Raw genomic sequence first — 22,349 nt, forward strand, 5'->3', positions numbered from 1 at the left:
GGGGGCTTTTTATTGAAAGCACTATATTAAATTAACTAAACCTTTATTCCTTAACTACTCTAATGGTTTCAAGAGTATCATTGATCATAACCTTAACAAAGTATGCTCCAGTTTGCAGGTTAGACATATCTAGATCTACTTTCATGGTATTTGGAGCAGCATTAATAACCTGCTGACCCAACATATTGTAAACAGCAATATTTTGAATGTCTTTCTGAGCTGTTAACATCAAGTTAGAACTAACTGGGTTTGGATAATATGAGAATTGATACAATTGTTCTAATTCCTCAACTCCCAAGGTAGTTGGCGACCAAACTTTTAAATTGAACGTTCCATCTGCAGCTACAGCTGAAGCATATTGATATATACGTACATAATACGTTTCACCTACAGTCAATCCAGTAGCCTGAACCTCTTCTACCCCTGCAGAGAAATTACTATCAGAACAGTCCATTACGCTTAACCCACCTTCACATGTACCAGAATACAATTGAACCACACAGTCGAAATTCGCATCAAAGGTTATGTTCACGTCAGAAGTCAACGCTTCAAATGTATACCATACATCATCATTGGCCGTTCCTCCTGTTCCACCATCACAACCTTCGGCTGCCAAACCAGAATCGGTAGAACCGTCTATGGTTCCTGGAATTGCTGTAGCAGAAGCTACATCTATAATACCAGTTTCCTGAGTAACAACATCAGCTACTGAACAGTCATCATTAGATGGAGGACAATCAAAAGTAACAGGATCACTTGTGAACTCACAGCTCGCATCGTTGTCGTCTGTTACGGTAAAGGAAACAGAAGTTCCTGAAGTATATGGTCCAAATTGAACTACTCCTGTAGCTGTAGCAGTTTCTACAAAACCAAAGAAGTCATCGGCAATTGTTAAACTACTAGCACTTCCCATATCTGTAATATCAACATCTACAAAAAACTCTCCTGTGGTATCACAATTATCCACAACTGTATACGTTGCTGTTGCATTGGAACAGGTATTATCGGTTAATTCAAAGGTATACGCAGTACTTTGTGGAGAGGCCCAGGTAGAGATAACAAAATAATACGATTCTCCTGCGATTACATCTAAGTCGAAATTCCTTTCATTAGTAGTGTAATCACCCATTCCAGCAATACAATTTACCCCTATATCGGCACAACTCTCATAAACAAAAATCCCTGAATAACTCCCTGTAGGAGTCAATGACACCTCTATAGATGTATCTGTAGTTGCAGTATAAACATAAACCACATCATCCCCTGTTAAATAACCATAACTTACCCCACAACCTTCTGACGCTCCTGGTATTCCATCGTAATCATCAAAATAGTTAGCAGTATCATCGGTAGTAGAATATGGCAATGCATCAACAACTAAAGCTTCACCACAATTCTGTCCTGGAATTGGACATGCTGCTTGAGTCAACATACCACTATACAACGGACAGTTAGGGTCATCGGTATCATTTACGGTAATATTAACTTCTGTAGCGTTTACGTAAGGCCCAAAAGTCACCACACCAGTAGCAGAAACAACCTGATCGTCACTTCCCTGATCATCACTAATTGTTAAAGAGGCGGCATCTCCCATATCTGTAACATTAACATCAATAAGGAACCCTCCACTAGTTTCACAATCGTTAACCACCATATAATTAGCAGTTGCATCTACACAGGTATTTTCTGTTAATTCAAACATGTAAGCAATAGACTGTGTCCAAGCAGAAGCAATTACAAAGTAATATGACGTTCCAGCAGTAACATCCATATCGAAGTTAATATCGGTATTATAACCACTATTACCCGCAATACAGTTTACACCTATATCCGTACAACTGTTGTAAACAAAAAGTCCTGAGTAAGTATAATCATCGGTTGGAACCAACGCTACTTCTACCGAAGTATCTGTAGTAGGCGTATAAACATATACCACTTCATCACTGTTTAAGTACCAGTTGTTTCCACCACAGTTTTCTCCCGGGTTACCATCATAATCATCAAAATAGTTAGACGTATCATCTATAGTAGTATAAGGCAAAGCATCTACCACTATAGCTTCACCACAGTTTTGACCAGGTACTGGACACGCAGCTTGTGTCAACACACCACTATATAGAGGACAGTTAGGATCGTCTGTATCGTTTACGGTAATGTTAACTTCTGTAGCGTTATCGTACGGTCCAAAAGTCAACAACCCTGTTTCAGATACAACTTGTTCTGCACTTCCTTGGTCATCAGTAATTGTTAAAGAAGCGGCATCTCCCATATCTGTAATATCTACCTCAATCAGGAATCCACCACTAGTCTCACAGTCGTTAACAACCAAATAGGTAGCCGCAGCATCAACACACGTATTCTGTGTCAATTCAAAATTATATTCTGTACTTTGAGGAGAAGCCCAAGTAGAGATAACAAAATAGTATGTTGTTCCACTGACTACATCTAAATCAAAATTTATCTCTGCTATACCTTCTACGTAATCGTAATTACCCCCCGCAATACAAGCAACACCTATATCGGCACAATCTTCGTACACAAAAATTCCTGCATAGGAAGTTGTTGGTGTTAATGATACTTCAATAGACTCATCTGCTGTAGCTGTGTAGGCATAAACCACATCATCTCCATTTAAATAAGAGGAAGTTGTACCACAACCTGTAGCTCCTGGTGTTCCAGAATAATCATCACCAAACAAAGCGGTATCGTCTGAATCAAGATACGGTAGCGCATCTACCACTATAGGCAGATCACAGGTTTCCCCATAGTTTAGCTGAGTCCATGTAATTGCATTTGTCCAAACGCTGGTCTCACTTCCACAATTGGCTTGAAGGTAAATATCGTAACTTCCTCCTGGCAATAATGAGCTCAAAGCTAAAGTTGGATCTGTACTTACTGTTCCCGTAGTGCCAGTTCCAAATTCAAATCCAGCCTCTCCATACTCATAGTTCCATTCTGTTTCAGAACCACCAGCTTCCCAGTTAATTGTAGCTTGATCTACGTCGTCAATAGCTACAACAACATTAATTGGTTTAGCACAGCTTGGCGTGTCGTAAGTTACCTCAAATTCTACCGATAAAAACGCTTGATCATCCCAAGTATCTAAATTATTTGAAGTGAAGGTAAGCGATGTAAACCCTGTAACATCAAGATCATTGTAATCTGCAGAACAGCCATTAGCAATTGAGGTTCCATCGGCTGTACCACCGGTTACGGATAAAGCAAAATCATACCAGTTACCACAATAGTCCCAACCACCAGGTGCAGACCCATAAGTCGCTGAAAAGTTGCTGATGGTAATTGCGGTCATTGGCTGACCTTGATTTACAGTAATTTGATCTGGCGTGACAGTAAGGGTGAATGCATCACTGTCCAACCCAGTAGCGGTAAAGGTTTGCGTATCTATTGATTGCGCAAATCCAGTCACTATAGACAATAGAAATGCCCATAGAAAACAAGTAATTTTCTTCATAAATTAATTTTAGTTAATTGTTAATTTTGGTTAAAAATTTTGCTGAAACTAACACTATTAACTCTTTTTAACAAACTATTTTTATTAAAATTGTTTTTTTTCAATCAAATAACCATTTCTCAACAACTTTCTTTAACGATCTCGCAATCAAAAAAAAGCGAACTTACACGCTTTATTATCAATGACATACATTTAAACAACAACTAAAAAAACCACTAATTAATTCAATAAACAGAATCTACAGAAACATGTATCATTCGCTAGGTGTTAAACACAAAAAAAAAGCCTATGGAACATTCCATAGGCTTTAAGAAAGAATTAATTTATTTTGAAACTTACTTCTTAATAATTCTTATCGTTTTGGCTGCATTACCCATCACTACTCTAACAAAGTAAGCCCCTTCAGACAAATCTGCCATATTAACAATAGTACTTAAAGAATTTGGCTCTACATAGGCAACTTGTTGCCCTAAGACATTTAACACAACTACAGCGTCAATAGTATTTTGAGCATTCAAATTCAATACATTGTTTACTGGGTTTGGATAATATGAAAACTCGATTTGCTCATTTTCGTTTATATCCAAAGTGCTATTCGTTGTAAACGAGAAAGGACCAACCCATCCACTAATACCAGTTTCACAAGCAGCAAGCACATAAAACTCATAACTAACATCTGGAAGTAAACCTGTAACTGTAAATGGATTAGTAGCCACATCTGCATTTGTAGCAGTACCTGTTGGAGGAGTACCAGCTACAACTAACTCAATATCCCATGTAGTAGCATTACCGTTTTCAATCCAAGTCAAATCAGCACTTGTATCTGTAATATTTGCAACTGTAAGATCAGAAGGGTCTGAACAAATCGGAGTTATCATCGTTACTTCAAAATTATCAACGTATACGTTATAATCTTCTGCATCATCTACCGTTCCTTCTGTTGCCCAGAAAGCAAACTTGGTATATGCGTTATTATAACTAGTTAAATCTACCACTATCTGACTACCTGTATTTGATGGAGGGTTATTTACATCCCAGGTCATCAAGGTCGTCCAATTGGCACCACCATCTGTTGTAACTAATAATTTAAGCTCATCGTCACTTCCCATAGCACTGTTTGCAGTACCACTAAATGCTGTAATTCCTAAATCGAATGTAAGCTCACAAATACCACCTGATAAATCTATATAAGGCGAAATCAACCAATCACCTGTGTCATTTGCATTATAAAAATTAAATCTGGCAGCTCCAGTAGTTCCACTATTTAAGTAGCCATCTTGAGCCCAAGTACCGTTACCTACTACCGGACCTGTTGCCAATGGACTATTATCTGCTTCTTCCCAACAATCTGGCAACGTAGACCAAGAATAAGTTGAAAAGTCCTCTAAATAATCAGGCTCATAAGCACCACAAGCTGTAGTAAAACTAAATGGCCCAATCCATGGACTAGTATCTCCAGCACCACAATCAGCTTGAATGTAAATATCATAAGACGTACTAGGTGTCAATCCTGTTAAAGTGTAAGGATTTGTTGTAGCTACGGCAGTTAAACCTGAACCAAAAACAAAATTAGGAGTTCCCCATTCAAGATTCCATGCTGCTTCACTTCCACCATTGGTCCATGAAAATTGCGCTGTAGTATCTGTTACTGAATCAACTGCAAAATCAGATAAATCAGGGCAAGATGGAATTGGCTCAATACAAATCGAATCAAAAGTATATGAATCGTATGTACCTACCATTCCATGTTTTATAGCAACAAAACCATCTGTACCTAACGGAATATTAACTATATGAACTTCATTATTACTTGTAGCCAAAGTAACAGTTTGAATTGCTGTGAATGTAGAGGCGTTACCTGAATCTGTCATAGTACCAACAATTAAAGTTTGGTCTGCACTACCATCTACAGTAAATTTAACACGATTAGTTCCATCTGCAACATTAGTAATTTCAGGGCTCACCAAAATATAGTCTCCAGCATCATCACTACTATTATACATGTAAAATGCCTGAGAATAGTTAACATAACCGTAACCAGCCCCAGAGTCTATAAACGACCAACAGCTTGGTATAGTAGGATTTGTAGATGTACCAGACGGTGTAGTAGAAAAGTCTTCACATAAAGGCAAACTTGAGAATGCATCACAAGCTGTAGTAAAGTTAAATGGACCAGCCCACTCACTTAAATCCCCAGCAGTACAATCTGCCTGCACATAAACATCGTAATCTGTTTGCGAGGTCAAACCTGATAAAGTGTAAGGATTAGTTACTCCAGAAACAGTTGTACCAGAACCAGGTGTAAATCCAGTTACCCCATACTCTATATTCCACAAGGTTTCTGTATTACCAGCTGTCCACGAAATATCTGCCGAGCCTGCTAAAACATTACTTGCCTCAATAAATGCTACTGAAGGACATGAAGGAATAGGCTCTACACAAATATTGTCTAAGCGGTAAGAATCATAAGTACCATCCTGTCCATGCTTAAAGGCAATGTGTCCGTCAGTTCCCGAAGGAATGTTCACAACGTAACTTTCATAACCAGTTGTTGCCAATGCAATTGTAATTATTGGCGTGAATGTAGAACTAGCTAAGTTTCCGTCCATTGTTCCTACAACAATTGATTGTCCAGATCCTGTTGCCTTCACATCAAAAGTGACACGATTAGTTCCTGAACTTAATCCTGTAGTGTTAGGCCCCACTAAAATATAGTCTCCAGTACCGTCAAAACCATTATAGAAATAAAATTCCGCCGAAGAGTTTACATAACCATATCCAGAACCTGAATCTATAAACGTCCAACAGCCTGGAACCGTAGGATTACTTGATGTCCCTGCACTCACAGTAGCAAAATCTTCACAATAGTTTGGTGCAAACGCATCACATAAGGTTGAAAAACTGAATGGCCCAGTCCAAACACTTACATCACCTGCTCCACAATCTGCACGTACATAGAATTCATACTCTGTATTCGATGTTAGGCCTGTAACATTATAAGGGTTTGAAACACCAGAAGCCGTAGCTGTTCCTGTTGGTGTAGTACCAGCAGTTACAACTTCTACATCCCAAGCTGTACTTGTACCACTCTCTGTCCATCCTAAGTCTGCTGAGGTAGAAGTAATATTGGAAACCGTCATGGTATTAATTAACGGCTCTGGACATGAAGGCATAGGTTCTACACAAATATTGTCTAAACGGTATGAATCGTAAGTACCATTTTGACCATGCTTAAAGGCAATATGACCATCAGTTCCCGCAGGAATGTTCACAATGTGGTTTTCATAAGATGTTGTAGACAATGCAATTGTAGTAATAGCCGTAAAAGTAGAACTAGCCAAGTTACCATCCATTGTTCCTACAATAATTGACTGGCCAGATCCTGTTGCCTTTACATCAAAAGTAACGCGATTAGCTCCTGAACTTAACCCAGTAGTGTTAGGTCCCACTAAAATGTAGTCTCCAGTGCTGTCTGAACTGTTGTATAAATAAAATTCATCATCAGTGTTTACGTAACCATAACCTCCTGTTCCTGGAGTAGGATCTAAAAATGTCCAACAACCTGGTACTGTATTATTGTTATAAGCTCCTGTATCTGCAGTAGCAAAATCTTCACAATAATTCGGTAAAAACGCCTCACATAGCGTTGTAAAACTCAATGGTCCAGTCCAGTAACTTAAATCTCCAGCACCACAATCTGCACGCACATAGAATTCATACTCTGTATTCGATGTTAAACCTGTAACATTATAAGGGTTTGAAACACCAGATGCTGTAGCTGTTCCTGTAGGAGCAGTACCAGCAGTTACAACTTCAACATCCCAAGCTGTACTTGTACCGCTCTCTGTCCATCCTAAGTCTGCCGAGGTAGAAGTAATATTAGAAACAGTAAGAGAACTAATTAGAGGTTCTGGACATGTTGGTATTGTTTGAACACAGATATTGTCTAGATAAAAATTATCGTAAGATCCATCCTGTCCATGCTTAAAAGCAATATGCCCATCAGTACCAGCTGGAATGTTAACAATGTGGTTTTCATAAGATGTTGAAGACAAGGCAATTGTACTAATAGCCGTAAAAGTAGAGCTAGCAGTATTACCATCCATTGTTCCTACAATAATAGATTGACCAGAAGCTCCTGCTCTTACGTCGAAGTTCACTCTGTAATTTCCAGAGGTTAAACCAGTCGTGCTAGGCCCAACTAGAATATAATCACCAGTAGTATCACTAGAATTATACAATCTAAAATCCTGATCTGAAGTAACATAACCATACCCCGATGTACCTGGAGTTGGATCTAAAAACGTCCAACAGGTTGGTACTGTATTGTTGTTGTAAGCCCCTGTATCTGCAGTAGCAAAATCTTCACAATAATCTGGAGTGAAAGCAACACACAAGGTCGTGAAACTAAAAGGACCTGTCCATTCACTTGTGTCTCCTGCACCACAATCGGCTTGAACATAAAAATCGTATGTAGTCGCTGCAGTTAGTCCTAAAACAGGAGTCGAAGTGCTAGTAAGCCCATTACTGCTAACACCAGAACCCTGAGTGAAGCCAGTTGGCCCATACTCTACATTCCATAACGTTTCTGCATTACCTGCTACCCACGATAAATCGGCTGAAGTAGGTGTTATGTTCGATACTGCCAAATCTGTTGTGGCAGGACAAGTAGGCGCTTCATTTAGTGTAATGATAATATTAGACCAATTTGCGCTACTACCATTATATGATTGGCCATAAACCAAATCTAGATACCCATCAACAGTAGGGTCATACAATCCAGCGAAATCACCTGAAAAGGTTAAAGTTGTAGCCGCTGTATTATTTCCCCCACCAGCAGTAGGAGGATCAATAACAATAGAACCAGCAGTGGTGGTTATTGTCATATCTGCCTCATTCGACCAGGCATTTGAATTATTGGCCCAGTCTACAGAAATGGAAAAGGAATCATACAAGCCTGCAGGAACAGCTGCTGTATTAGCCAAATCGTTTACATTTTCTGTTACGTCTGAACTCTGTGCAACTAGTGTGGGTCCAGTGATAGTTGGAAATGTGTATTGCGCAAAACTTTGCCAGGAATACGCAAAACAACATATGGCAATCAGCCAAAATGTAGTTTTTTTCATCATAAATCGTTTAGTTAATTATTATTATTTAGTTAAAAGAGTGCTAAATCTACATTTTTTACCCCACTCAAAACAAAAATAAACACCCGTTAACCTTGATTAACATTTCTAACGTTTAAGCATAAAAAAAGCCTATGGAAAACTCCATAGGCTATAAAAAGAAATCGGTTTTTTGAGAATATTACTTTTTAAGAACTCTTATGGTTTTAGTTGCATTGCGCATTGTCACTTTTACAAAGTAAGCGCCTTCAGATAACTCAGTCATGTCAACTTTAGCTTCTAAAGAATTTGGTTGAACATGTACAACTTGTTGTCCTAAAACATTTAATACAATCACAGCATCAATTGTATTTTGAGCGTTTAAGTTCAAAACATTTTCTACTGGGTTTGGATAATATGAAAACTCGATTTGCTCATTTTCGTTTATACCCAAAGTGCTATTCGTTGTAAATGAGAAAGGACCAACCCATGCACTAATGCCGGCATCACAAGTAGCAAGTACATAAAACTCATACTCAACATCTGCAAGTAACCCTGTAACCGTATATGGATTTGAAGTTACATATGCATTTGTAGGCGTACCTGTTGGAGTTGTTCCTGCAACAACTACCTCTATATCCCAAGATGTAGCGTTACCATTTTCTAACCATGATAAATCTGCACTTGTATCTGTAATATTAGCTACTGTTAACTCTGAAGGGTTAGAACAAGCTGGCGGTAAAGCAACTACTTCAAAATTATCAACATATAAATTATAATCTTCAGCATCGTTTACTGTTCCTTCTGTTGCCCAAAAAGCAAACTTAGTATATTCAGCATTGTAAGAACTCAAATCAACCACTATCTGGCTTCCTGTATTTGATGGTTGGTTATTTACATCCCATGTCATTAAGGTAGTCCATGTGGCACCTTCATCTGTGGTAATTAACAACTTAAGCTCATCATCACTTCCCATATCACTATCTGTCGTACCACTATAGGTCGTAATACCTAAATCGAATTTAAGCTCATGATTACCGTTCGATAAATTGATATATGGCGAAATCAACCAATCACCATTGTTTACATTAGAATACAGGTTAATTTTAGCAGCACCAACAGAACCATTGTTCAAAAAGCCATCACTACTCCATGCTCCATTACCAATTGCCGGACCTGACTCTATAGAACTATCATTTGCCTCTTCCCAACAATTAGGCAAGACTGAAGACGAATAAGTAGAAAAGTTTTCTAAATAATCTGGCATCATTGTACCACAAGCCGTTGTAAAGCTTAATGGTCCTGCCCATGCACTAAGGTCACCTTCCCCACAAACGGCTTGTACATAAACATCGTAAGATGTACTCGGCAACAATCCTGTTAAAGTGAAAGGATTTGACGTTGCTACATTAGGCAGTCCAGAACCAAGAACAAATCCCTGAGTTCCATATTCAATATTCCAAGTTGTTTCACTACTTGAATTTGTCCATGAAAGTTCTACTGAATTTTCAGTAATTGTACTAGTTGTTAAATCTGACAATTCAGGACAAGACGGTATTGGCTCTATGCAAATAGAGTTAAAATAATATGAATCATAAATCCCTTCCTGTCCGTGCTTAATTGCAACATAGGTATTTGTTCCCACTGGAATATTTACCATATGAACTTCAGAATCACTTGTAGCAAGGGTCACCGTTTCTATGGCACTAAATGAAGCTGTGTTGTCTGCAGAACTCATTGTCCCCACAATAAGTGTCTGACCAGCAGACCCATCAACAGTTAAGTTGATACGGTTGGTTCCATCTGCCACGTTTGTGATAGCAGGACTAACTAAAATATAATCTCCAATAGCATCATTAGAGTTTGACATGTAAAAATTTTGACCACCAACACTACTTACGTAACCATATCCCGCACCTGAATCAACAAAGCTCCAACAATCGGCATTAGTAGGGTTAGAAGTACTCCCTACCGGAGCCGTTGAGAAGTCTTCACATACAGGCAAGGTACTCATTACATCACAGGCTGTACTAAATGAATACACATCACTCCATGTACTTAAATCACCAGCTGTACAATCTGCCTGTACATATACATCATATTCTGTTTGAGATGTTAATCCGGATAATGTGTATGGGTTTGTAACTCCAGAAACCGGAGTTCCTGAACCTAGTGTAAACCCAGTAGGACCATATTCAATATTCCATAAGGTTTCAGTATTACCAGCTGTCCATGAAATATCTGCCGAATTTGCCAAAATATTACTTGCCTCAACAAGCGTTACTGAAGGACATGATGGAATTGGCTCCAAACAAATATTGTCTAAATTAAAAGTGTCATAAGCCGCATCTTGACCATGCTTAAAGGCAATATACTCATCAGTTCCCACAGGAATATTAACAATATGACTCTCGAAAGCAGTTGTTGTTAATGCAATTGTTGTTATTTCGGTAAAAGTAGAACTGGCTGTATTACCATCCATTGTTCCAACAATAATTGATTGACCACTTCCATTTGCTTTAACATCAAATGTTACGCGATTAGCTCCCGAGCTCAACCCAATAGTGTTTGGACCTACTAAAATATAATCACCTGTAGTATGTGAAGCATTGTACATATAGAATACTTCTGATGCATTTACATAACCATACCCAGAACCCGAATCTATAAACGTCCAACAGTTTGGCACCGTAGTGTTACTAGATGTACCTGTTGGCACAGTTCCAAAATCTTCACAAAAATCTGGAGTAAACTGAGCACATAATGTCGTGAAGCTGTAAGGACCTGACCAAATACTTGTTTCGTCTGTACCACAAATTGAACGAACATAGAATTCGTAATCTGTTGCAGAAGTTAAGGTTGTAGCAGAGTAAGGGTTTGTAGCGGCGGTAGCTGTAGGCATACCTGTTGGTGTTGTTCCAGCCGCTACAATTTCTATATCCCATAAAGTTGCCGAACCACTCTCAGTCCATCCCAAATCGGCAGAAGAAGAAGTTATATTAGAAGCCGTAAACGAATAAACTAACGGTTCTGGGCATGCGGGCATTGGCTCAACACAAATATTGTCTAATCTAAAGTTATCATAAGTACCATCTTGACCATGTTTAAAAGCAATATGCCCGTCTGCTCCCAATGGAATATTTACTATATGATTCTCGTATGCATTGGTTGCTAAAGTAATTGTAGTAATTTCAGTAAAAGTAGAACCAGTAGAATTACCATCAATAGTACCTACTATAATTGACTTACCTGCAGCTCCCGCCTTTACATCAAAAGTAACGCGATTAGTTCCAGAGCTTAATCCAGTCGTGTTTGGACCTACTAAAATATAGTCACCTGTAGAATCCGAAGCATTATACATATAAAATTCTCCACTAGAGTTAACATAACCATACCCACCGGAAACAGGAGTCGCATCAATAAACGCCCAACAGTTCGGTACAGTATTGTTAGAAGTGCTACCCACTGTTGCTGTAGAAAAGTCTTCACAATAATCTGGAGTGAATGCATCACATAATGTAGTGAAGCTGTATGGTCCTGTCCAAGCACTTACATCACCTACACCACAATTTGCTCGTACATAAAAATCGTAATCTGTTGCAGAAGTTAAACCTGTAGCAGAGTAAGAATTTGTATTAACTTCAGTAGCTGTAGGCGTACCTGTTGGTGTTGTCCCTACAGTTACAACCTCTAGATCCCACATTGTAGCATCATCACTCTCGGTCCATCCCAAATCGGCGGATGTAGAAGTAATGTTAGATGCCGTTAACGTACTTAAATAGGGCTCTATACATGATGGAATTTCCTCTACACATATATTGTCTAATTTAAAACTATCATATGTACCATCCTGACCATGTTTAAATGCAAGATATTGATCAGTTCCAACAGGAATATTCACTATATGATTTTCGTAGGCAGTAGACACCATATTAATTGTAGTTATTGCAGTAAATGTAGAAGTAGCCGTATTACCATCCATTGTTCCTACAATTACAGATTGCTCTGTCCCAGCTGCTTTTACATCGAATTTTATGCGATAGTTTCCAGAACTTAACCCAGTAGTATTTGGTCCAACCAGAATATAATCACCTGTCAAATCCGAACTATTATACATATAAAATTCTGCAGAAGAATTCACATATCCATAACCATAGTTACCTGGCGTAGGATCTATAAACGTCCAACAGTTTGGAACAGTACTGTTATTATAACTTCCTATAGGTGCAGTAGAAAAGTTTTCGCAATAATCTGGTGAAAAAACATCACACAAGGAAGTGAAGCTGAATGGTCCTTCCCAAACACTTACATCACCTGCACCACAATCTGCTCTAACATAATATTGGTATGAAGTAGCTGAAGTTAGACCTGATAAAGAGTAAGGGGAAGAAGCTACTCCGGGAATAGTTGTTCCTTCGCCAAGAGTAAATCCTTGCATTCCGTATTGGATATCCCATAAGGTTTCTGTATTGCCTGACACCCAAGCCAAATCTGCAGAAGTAGATGTAATATTTGAAGCACTTAATTGTGTTGGATTTGGACACGTAGGCGCCTCATATAGAGTTATCACAATATTTGCCCAGCTAGCACTACTTCCATTAAAAGATTGGTTATAAACCACATCTAAATACCCATCAACAGAAGGATCATACAACGAGGTAAAATAACCATTAAAAGTTAACGTTGTTGGAGTAGAATAACCAGCTCCTGATGTAGGAGGATCGATTTGAACCGAACCAGCCGAAGTCGTTACTGTTAAATCTGCTTCACTGGACCAAGAACCAGAAATATTAGTCCAGTCTACAGAAACGGAGAATGAGTCATATAATCCTGCTGGAACAAGCTCACTATTATTAATATCATTAACGTTCTCTGTGTATGGGGCACCCTGTGCCACCGTTGTAGGTCCTGTAATGCTGGGAAATGTGAATTGTGCAAAACTATGCCATGAATGCACAAAACAACAAATGGCTATAAGCCAAAATGTTTTCTTTTTCATTTGGTAAATTAGTTTAATTAATAATTTTTTTTTAGCAATTTATAATCAAAACTAATCTTATAATTTTGTTAAATATAGCAATAACAAGATGTTAACCCAACTTAACAAAAACAACAGTAAACCTTACATTTAAAGAAAGAAAAGACACTTTTATAAGTAAGATTTAATCTTGATGAGAACTAAATTAAGACAATATTACACTTATTAAATTATGACGAGCATATCATATCTATCATTACTTACTTTTAAGAACAACATCTTAAGTCATTTATTAACAAATGGATTTTGCCATAAAAAAAAAGAGCTGCTATTTAGCAACTCCTTATGAATATTATAAGATGTTAAATTTTACTTATTCTTGTGTAAAAGCTTCCATCACGGCATCGCTTACCCCTACATTACTGAATCCACCATCATGGAACAAGTTTTGCAATGTAACCTTTCTCGTTAAATCACTGAACATAGCTACTGTGTAGTTTGCACAATCTAAAGCAGACGCATTACCAAGTGGAGACATTTTATCTGCATAAGCGATAAACCCATCAAACCCTTTAACCCCTTGTCCTGCAGTTGTAGGAGTTGGAGACTGTGAAATTGTATTTACACGTACTGTTTTATCCTTTCCGAAGAAATATCCAAAACTTCTAGCAATACTCTCCAAATAAGCTTTGTTATCAGCCATATCATTATAGTCAGGGAATACACGTTGTGCAGCCATATAAGTAAGAGCTACTATACTACCCCACTCGTTCATAGCATCCTTTTTGTAAAGCGTTTGCATTACCTTGTGGAAAGATACCGCAGATACATCCCATCCTTTAGCTGTAAAGTCGTAGTTCTGATCTGTATAGTGGCGACCTTTTCTAACATTCACTGACATTCCAATAGAGTGCAGTACAAAATCTATTTTACCCCCAAGGATTTCCATAGCTTGGTCAACCAATTTCTCTAAATCTTCCATATTGGTTGCATCAGCAGGAATAATTTGCGAGTTTGTTTTTTCTGCCAATTCATTGATTTGCCCCATGCGCATTGCTATTGGTGCATTGGTCAAAACAAACTCTCCACCTTCTTCGTGAACACGTTCTGCTGTTTTCCAGGCGATAGAGTTCTCGTCAAGCGCCCCAAAAATGATTCCCTTTTTTCCTTTTAATAAATTGTATGACATGGTAATCTGTATTTTCGTTGATTCGTTATTAGCTGTCCAAAGATACTATTAATTCAATAATTGTTTGGCATGGGCTATAGCAGAATTTGACAATTCTACACCTCCTAACATTTGAGCTATTTCTGCAACGCGCTCATCATGCCCCAATTGCACCAAATTAGTCTGGGTTACATCTTCCACATCTTCTTTATAAACCTTAAAGTGAGCATGGCCTTTAGCCGCAATTTGCGGTAAATGCGTAATGGCAAACACCTGCATGGTCTGACTCATTTGCTTCATGATATCTCCCATTTTGTTCGAAATTTCCCCAGACACTCCAGTATCAATCTCATCGAACATAATGGTTGGCAATTGAATGTACTTTGACAATATGTATTTTATCGCCAGCATAATTCGCGATAACTCCCCTCCAGACGCTGCTTTTTTCAAAACGTTAAAACGCCCACCTTTATTAGCTGAGAACAAAAAAGCAATCTCATCCTTACCATTGCTCAGATAAGATTCAGTTTCTAATAACTCCACATTAAATCTAGCATTGGGCATTCCTAAATCGCTTAACAAGGTTTCTAATTGAGACACTAGATCAGGAAGTACCTTCAATCGTTTATTATGAATTGCTTTAGCAATTGCATCTATTTCTTTCTGAAGCTTTACAACAGCAGCTTCTTTCTCCTTAATCGTATCTTCTATATTTTCTGTAGCCGTTACTTTATCTTCTAATTCAGTTTTTATAGCAAGTAATTCAGAAATACTACTCACCATATGTTTTTTCATTAAATTATGTAACAGCTGAAGCTTTGTATTTACTTCATCCAAACGATTAGGATCTGCCTCCAATTCATCATGTAACTGCTCCAATTCAGCAAACACATCATCCAGTTCTATCAAACTACTGTTAACACGCTGGGAAACCAATGCGTATTTTTCGGAATATCCAGCAACAGATTGCATTTGATGTTTTATACTGTTTAATGTAGAAAGCACACCTATTTGTTCATCATTTAACAATTTATAAGAACCAGATAGCTTTTCCTTAATATCCTCAATATTGTTAAGTGTTTCGTACTCTTCCTCAAGCGACTCCAACTCACCATCAACCAGCTTTGCCTCAACCAACTCATTTAGCAAGAAACTGTTATAATCATACTCTTTGGTCGCTTCTGCTTGGAATGCAACAAGCTTATCCAACTCCTTATTTAGCTTTTTGTATTCCTTAAGAAGACTGCTATAACTAACTAAATCCGTTTCTACATCTGCCAACGCATCCACTACTTGAAACTGGAATTCATCCTGAATAATTTCTAGCGTTTGATGTTGTGAATGTATATCAATTAAATGTGTAGATAAAGCCTGGAGGTTTGATAGGGTTACAGGGGAATCGTTCACAAAGGCACGCGATTTACCTGATGGTAAAATTTCACGCCGAACAATAGTTTGATTATCATAATCCAACTCTTGCTTTTCAAATAATTCCTGAAGTTTATAATTAGAAATATCGAAAACCGCCTCAATAATACATTTGGTTGAGCTATCCTTTAAACTGCTTAAATCAGCACGTTTTCCAAGGATAAGAGATAATCCACCAAGTAAAATGGATTTTCCAGCTCCGGTTTCACCTGTAATTATAGAAAGACCTCCATTGAAGTTTACTTGTAACTCATCAATTAAGGCATAGTTCTTTATAGTAAGGGACGTTAGCAAAGTGACTTAAAGCATTTTGGGTTTGAGCAACCAAAGATACTTGAGTTTTAAATTGTAATCAAATTAAAGTTTGATATTTCTCCACTTATCAGAATGTATAGGAGCTATCCTATTGAGTAAGTCTACAAGATCTGAAATGTTCACCGTTGGACCTTCAGAGAATACATCAGAAATTTCATCGGCTTTAGCATCAAAGAAAGTACGCATCAAAAATGAATTTGGCCTCCTACCATGCATAGCCTGAAGCTGCATTAAACTCTCGGCAACTTTTGTTTTACCTTGCTTAACATTATCACTCATTATGTCCATCCCCTCCCTATGGTAATTGTACATTGTTTGCCTATATTCCTTATAAGTTGGAGAAAGAATATTATCAATTAGCATATAACGACTTTGCAAGCCATCCTCTAGTTTCCAACCTTTAGCATTTTCCTGTTGGGAATAATTTACTATTGCTTGAGCTTGTTTATAATATTCATCACCTCCGTTGGGGGCAAAGCTATCTGCATCTATTCCTAGAATCATATAGATGTGAAATGAAATCACAGAAATTAAGTTAGACTCAAACTGACTGGGATTAAATACCATTCGCTCAAATTGAACATACTGAAAGTTAAAATCCTTATCGTTGTAATTATAAACAGGTGAACTATAAGATGAGCCAAAAACAGGTCTAGAAGATTGAACCTGAATGGTAGCTCCAAAACGCTCCGATTCAAATTCTGTAATGGTAATCACCATACTACAATCTATACGTTCTTGGGCTGTAAATGTTTTACGGGTCCATTGCGTTTTGTTGACAAACTCATTTAACTGCCGTTCCAATGTTTTAAAAACCTGAAGATTTTGATTGCCAGTTTGTTGTGCATTTACAATTACACTACAATTAAGTTCTTGAGCAGAAACAGTTAGAGAAACAAAAAAAAGTAAAGAGATTAATAGGTTACGCATCTAATCGTTTTAAAATTTCGTTCATTATATCTTGAGCCACTTCAGTTTTAGACTTAAGCTCATAACGCATAATATTACCTTTATTATCTATTAAGGTAACTTTATTTGTGTCGCCTTTAAAACCGGCCCCTTTGTCATTCAACGAATTTAATACAATTAAATTTAAATTTTTGTTTTTAAGTTTTGCTTTTGCATGCTCCAATTCATTGTTTGTCTCTAAAGCAAAACCAACAAGATACTGATGGGTTTTAGCTTTTCCTAATGAAGCCAAAATATCTTGAGTTTTTTCCAGTTCTATGGTAAGAGAATCTGATTTCTTTTTAATTTTCTGATCAGCAACAGTTTTTGGCTTATAATCTGATACTGCAGCAGAAAGAATAGCGATATCAACCGATGAATAATGCTCATGAACAGCATTGTACATCTGCTCTGTACTTACAACTGGGATAACAGAAATCGAACCATGCTCAACGCTTTGCTGGGTAGGTCCAGTTACCAAAACAACCTCAGCGCCTAAATTGGCTGCTGCTTTAGCTATCTCAAATCCCATTTTTCCACTAGAATGATTTCCAATAAAACGAACAGGATCGATGGCCTCATAAGTAGGTCCAGCGGTAAGTAATACTTTTTTCCCTTTAAGTGGTAGTTTATCCAATATGTCGCTCTCAATAAAAGCAACAATATCTTCCGGTTCAGCCATACGACCTTCCCCTACCAGACCACTAGCCAATTCACCACTGGTTGCAGGAATCATAGCATTTCCAAACTTTTTAAGTGTATCGAATGAATGTTTCGTAGAAGGATGCTTATACATATCCAAATCCATTGCCGGAGCAAAATAAACTGGACATTTAGCCGAAAGATAAGTAGCCATTAACATGTTATCACAAACACCGTTGGCCATTTTTGCCATTGTATTGGCTGTAGCGGGAGCTATTAAAAATAAATCTGCCCACAACCCCAATTCTACATGATTATTCCAAACAGCATCGTCATCTTCTTCGTTTGTAAATGAAGAGAACACAGGGTTTTTGGAAAGCGTAGAAAGTGTAAGGGGGGTAATAAAATCTTTAGAAGCAGGTGTCATGACTACTTTTACATGAGCACCTGCTTTTATAAACAATCTTACTAATGAAGCTGTTTTATAAGCAGCGATTCCAGCACTAATGCCAACAAGAACGTTTTTGCCACTTAAAATAGACATGCTAAATTATTGTTCGTCTTCTTCGGTGTTTCTGTAGTACACCTTATTATCTAACCACTCTTGAACAGCTAATGCATGAGGTTTAGGTAGTTTTTCATAAAACTTAGAAACCTCAATTTGCTCTTTGTTCTCAAAAATCTCTTCAAGACTGTCGTTGTAAGTTGCAAATTCATCCAACTTTTCAATCAATTCCTTTTTAATTTCGGTATTGATTTGCTCTGCACGTCTTGAAATGATTGAAATCGCTTCGTAAATGTTCTCTGTAGAGTCATCTACTTGATTTCTGTCGTACGTCACAGTATTCACCGGAGCATTGATTTTCTTTAAATCCATTATTGTATTAACTTTTAGTGTTAATGATATTTAACTGTTCTTCAATTTCAGCCCCCATTGTATTTGCTTGTTCCAAATACCCTGAGTTTGAATATGCCTTTTTGAAAGCATTATAATAAGTTTGAGCGGTCTCCAAACGTTCCTTCTTTTTATATTCCACACTGTTTACAGCCAAATTATAGGCTGAATCCAATCTATAGAACATAGCATCTTCACGATAAACCGATCCTGGGTAATCTAAAATAAAATTATTGAAGGCTTTAATGGGAGCCTCATAATCCCTTCTGTACTCTGCTATTGTATTAAATTGCTTTGCTATCTCGTAAGCCTTACGTTCAAGCTTTATATCCAATTCTTTAATAAGCATATTAGCTTCAGTAATATACTCTGATTCTGGATATGAATTAATAAACAATTGAAGCTTCTCTATCGCTTTTTTTGTATCTACTTGATCCTTACTGTAAGCAGGGGAAAGCATATAATAGCTTTTTGCCTCTAAAAACGAGGCTTCCTCTAACTTTTCGCTTTCAGGATAACTTGATACAAAACGCTCAAACTGATACCCTGACACATAATAATCATTCATCTCGTAAAACGATTTGCAATACATGTACATAAGCTTCTCAGCTTGTGGCTTACCTCTGTAGTTTGGTACTATTTGCTCAAATAGTCTATTTGCTTTAGCGTACTTTCCAAGCTCGTAAAGTGAATCGCCAACCTTGAATTTCAAAGCTGTATCGTCACTTTTAAGAGCCTTTTGATAAGTACTACAAGAGCTTAATCCAGTGAATATTAAAAGTAAATAAAGAAATTTCCTCATAAGTTTAAACAGAACGCAAAATTAAACCAATTATATTGATTATAAAAATAATATTTCCTGCTAAAATAACAGCACAAATTGGCTTAAACTCAGGTTTAGGTTTTATTTAACTTTTACCAATGTTTAAGCCAAGCCCTATTTTATAAATCAGACATGAATTGTTTAATTTTCTGCTTAAGCATATCGCTGGCAGAAACTAAAGGCAAACGAACAACATCTGCACTCAATTTTAACTGTTCGAATACAGCCTTAATACCTGCAGGGTTACCCTCTTCAAAAATCAAATCAATTCCATCCATTAAGCTAAATTGAATTTTATAAGCCTCTTCAGCGTTCCCTTCAAGACCCAAATTCACCATAGTTGAGAACTGTCTAGGAAACCCTTCTGCCATAACAGAAATCACTCCAGCTCCACCAGCCAATACCATTGGCAATGTAATCATATCATCTCCAGAGATTACCAAAAAGTCTTTTGGCTTGTGTTGTATTAACTTCATTGCCTGAACCATATCGCCTGCTGCCTCCTTTATTCCAATTACATTATCGAAATCGTTTGCCAAGCGCATTACTGTTTGCGGAGTCATATTACTTGACGTTCTACCAGGCACATTATAAAGAATCACTGGTTTAGGCGAAGCTTGTGCAACTGCTTTAAAATGTTGATAAATGCCTTCCTGCGATGGCTTGTTATAATAAGGTGATACAGAAAGAACCGCATCAAAACCTGAAAAATCTGTAGTTTTTAATTGCTCTACTACTCCAGCTGTATTATTTCCGCCAACACCCAGAACCATTGGTACACGTCCATTATTTGCAGCTTTAATGGTAGCTATTACCTCTTGTTTTTCCTTGGAAGTTAAAGTTGCGCTTTCTGCTGTAGTACCAAGAACCACTAAATAATCTATTCCATTGTCAATATTGAAATTTACAATATTAGCCAAAGCTTCATGGTCTATACTGAAATCTGATTTAAAAGGCGTCACCAATGCCACACCCGTTCCTACAAAATTCTTATTCATCTGCTATTTTGTTTAGTATTAAAAGGTATTTTTTAAGTTCTTTCTTAAAAGTATTAAAATCGTTTGCTGATGTTTTTACTATCAAATCATTTAAACGGTCATCTGTTTGTAGAATGCCCACTTTGAAATTTGAAGCAGAATCAACGGTTATCATTTTTAATTCGGTTACATCTTCAGCATAATAACTTATCAAAATATCGAAAGGAGTTTCTACAAATTGTTTCAAGTCTGGGTGTTTTATCTTCCCCATCCAATTAAAATCCTTGGGACCAAAAGCATCCCCAAAAGAAGGAGCACTTTCTGGAGCTTTCTTAGAATACCCTACAATTTTAACATCCGTTTCCTTAACATTAAGAGTTCCTGTTAATGATTTCAACAAATCAATATTTTTCAGCTCATCAAGATTATACACGATACCAACGGTTTTAATTCTGTTGGATACAGCATTAGCCCTAGATCTATTTAACGAATTGTTAATGTGTTTTTGTGCAGAATTTTTCCTAAATCCCTTAAAAATCATTCAACTTTATACTTTGCGCAAAGGTAGTAAAAGTACTGCCTGTTTAAACACAACTTGATCGTTTAATTACGAATCTTAGTCTTTTTGTATCTCTATAAGCTTTCCCTATTCTAAAAACACATAAATAAAGTTATTTACAGATTAGTTATAAGCAAACAGTTTACCAAGGAATAAAACTCGTAAAATAGATTTTACTTTACCGTAAAGAAACACAGAATTTAAAAAGGATTTTTTAAGGCAGATTAAAACACAACCCTTTCAACAGTATTTACTTCGTCAAGTTGTTTTATGACTTTAACAGACTGGTAGATGTCTCTGTATAAAATTAAAAACACTAATCCTGAAACATACAATATTCTGTTGAACGCAATAAAACTCCAATGATATAGATAATACTCACCCACAAAGTAAAAAACTTCCGCAAACACAAAGCATAACCCCATCATAAGAAACATTATTGCTTGCTTTGTGTCCGAACTTAAATAAATGGCAAAAGAAACGAATAACATAACAAAAAGAACTGTTCCGCTAATAATAAAAAGTACTAATTTGAAATCATCCACAACGGTTACCTTCAAGATTTCAAATAATACCAATAGAAAATATGCGTTGATTAAAAACACAACTAAAAGATATCCTCCAACAACCTTATCAATACTCAATCTCTTAACTTTTCTTGCCAACACCATCAACAACCCCAAGTAACTGAGGCAATGCAACACATTAGAGCTGCGTATTGCCCAAATGTCTTTGGAGATTGCGGACAGATAGTCACCTAGAAAAAAAAACAATAAAAAAATTACCAATAGGGTATCTTGTTTTTTCTTTCTGTACAAATAAAAGGATAAAATAACAGGCACAAACAGTGGTTTGGTCCACTGCAACAACAGCTGATTGTTAGTCACCGATGCAAAGATGTTCAATCCGAGCACACACAAGAGCACACAGATGAATAAGGCAACTTGACTTTTAGTAGTCCAGTTTCTCATAGTAGATTTGAATAAGTAGGCGTCTCAAATATAATAAAATATTCTAAAAACCAAACATTTACACCAAA

General features: G+C 37.1%; 12 protein-coding genes. All 12 read right to left on the reverse strand.

Annotated elements, in window-relative coordinates:
* Positions 1 to 43 precede the first annotated feature (43 nt).
* Complete coding sequence (locus tag PWU04_RS12550) at positions 44 to 3,472, reverse strand: T9SS type A sorting domain-containing protein (protein WP_274476467.1); 3,429 nt, start codon at positions 3,470 to 3,472, stop codon at positions 44 to 46.
* Between the two features lie 335 nt (positions 3,473 to 3,807).
* On the reverse strand, positions 3,808 to 8,601 hold the full coding sequence (locus tag PWU04_RS12555) for a fibronectin type III domain-containing protein (RefSeq protein ID WP_274476468.1): 4,794 nt from the start codon (positions 8,599 to 8,601) through the stop codon (positions 3,808 to 3,810).
* A 178-nt stretch (positions 8,602 to 8,779) separates the two neighbouring features.
* Positions 8,780 to 13,576 (reverse strand): fibronectin type III domain-containing protein, encoded by a 4,797-nt coding sequence (locus tag PWU04_RS12560; protein WP_274476469.1) that lies wholly within the window; start codon positions 13,574 to 13,576, stop codon positions 8,780 to 8,782.
* Between the two features lie 352 nt (positions 13,577 to 13,928).
* The gene (locus PWU04_RS12565; protein WP_274476470.1) at positions 13,929 to 14,744 is read right to left on the reverse strand and encodes an enoyl-ACP reductase FabI; all 816 of its coding nucleotides are present in this window, start codon (positions 14,742 to 14,744) and stop codon (positions 13,929 to 13,931) included.
* A gap of 48 nt (positions 14,745 to 14,792) precedes the next feature.
* Entirely contained in the window at positions 14,793 to 16,445 is a 1,653-nt protein-coding gene (gene recN, locus PWU04_RS12570) for a DNA repair protein RecN (protein ID WP_274476471.1), read from the reverse strand.
* A 63-nt stretch (positions 16,446 to 16,508) separates the two neighbouring features.
* Positions 16,509 to 17,396: a type IX secretion system protein PorD gene (gene porD, locus PWU04_RS12575; protein WP_274476472.1), complete on the reverse strand. Its 888-nt coding sequence runs from the start codon at positions 17,394 to 17,396 to the stop codon at positions 16,509 to 16,511.
* Positions 17,389 to 18,600: a bifunctional phosphopantothenoylcysteine decarboxylase/phosphopantothenate--cysteine ligase CoaBC gene (coaBC, locus tag PWU04_RS12580; RefSeq protein ID WP_274476473.1), complete on the reverse strand. Its 1,212-nt coding sequence runs from the start codon at positions 18,598 to 18,600 to the stop codon at positions 17,389 to 17,391. Before coaBC ends, porD begins: the two co-directional genes overlap by 8 nt.
* Before the next feature lie 6 nt (positions 18,601 to 18,606).
* Complete coding sequence (locus PWU04_RS12585) at positions 18,607 to 18,933, reverse strand: DNA-directed RNA polymerase subunit omega (protein WP_274476474.1); 327 nt, start codon at positions 18,931 to 18,933, stop codon at positions 18,607 to 18,609.
* A 7-nt stretch (positions 18,934 to 18,940) separates the two neighbouring features.
* Positions 18,941 to 19,753 (reverse strand): outer membrane protein assembly factor BamD, encoded by an 813-nt coding sequence (locus PWU04_RS12590; RefSeq protein ID WP_274476475.1) that lies wholly within the window; start codon positions 19,751 to 19,753, stop codon positions 18,941 to 18,943.
* A gap of 140 nt (positions 19,754 to 19,893) precedes the next feature.
* Positions 19,894 to 20,772 (reverse strand): 4-hydroxy-tetrahydrodipicolinate synthase, encoded by an 879-nt coding sequence (dapA, locus tag PWU04_RS12595; RefSeq protein ID WP_274476476.1) that lies wholly within the window; start codon positions 20,770 to 20,772, stop codon positions 19,894 to 19,896.
* A complete protein-coding gene (locus PWU04_RS12600; protein WP_274476477.1) occupies positions 20,765 to 21,292 on the reverse strand; it encodes a DUF6913 domain-containing protein in 528 nt (175 codons plus the stop codon). The genes dapA and PWU04_RS12600 overlap by 8 nt, the downstream gene beginning before the upstream one ends.
* 242 nt (positions 21,293 to 21,534) lie before the next feature.
* Positions 21,535 to 22,281 carry a hypothetical protein gene (locus tag PWU04_RS12605; protein ID WP_274476478.1) on the reverse strand — a complete coding sequence of 249 codons (747 nt, stop codon included), beginning with the start codon at positions 22,279 to 22,281 and terminating at the stop codon, positions 21,535 to 21,537.
* Positions 22,282 to 22,349: the final 68 nt, after the last annotated feature.

It is taken from the genome of Mangrovimonas aestuarii (assembly GCF_028767185.1).
Classification (GTDB): Bacteria; Bacteroidota; Bacteroidia; order Flavobacteriales; family Flavobacteriaceae; genus Mangrovimonas_B; species Mangrovimonas_B aestuarii.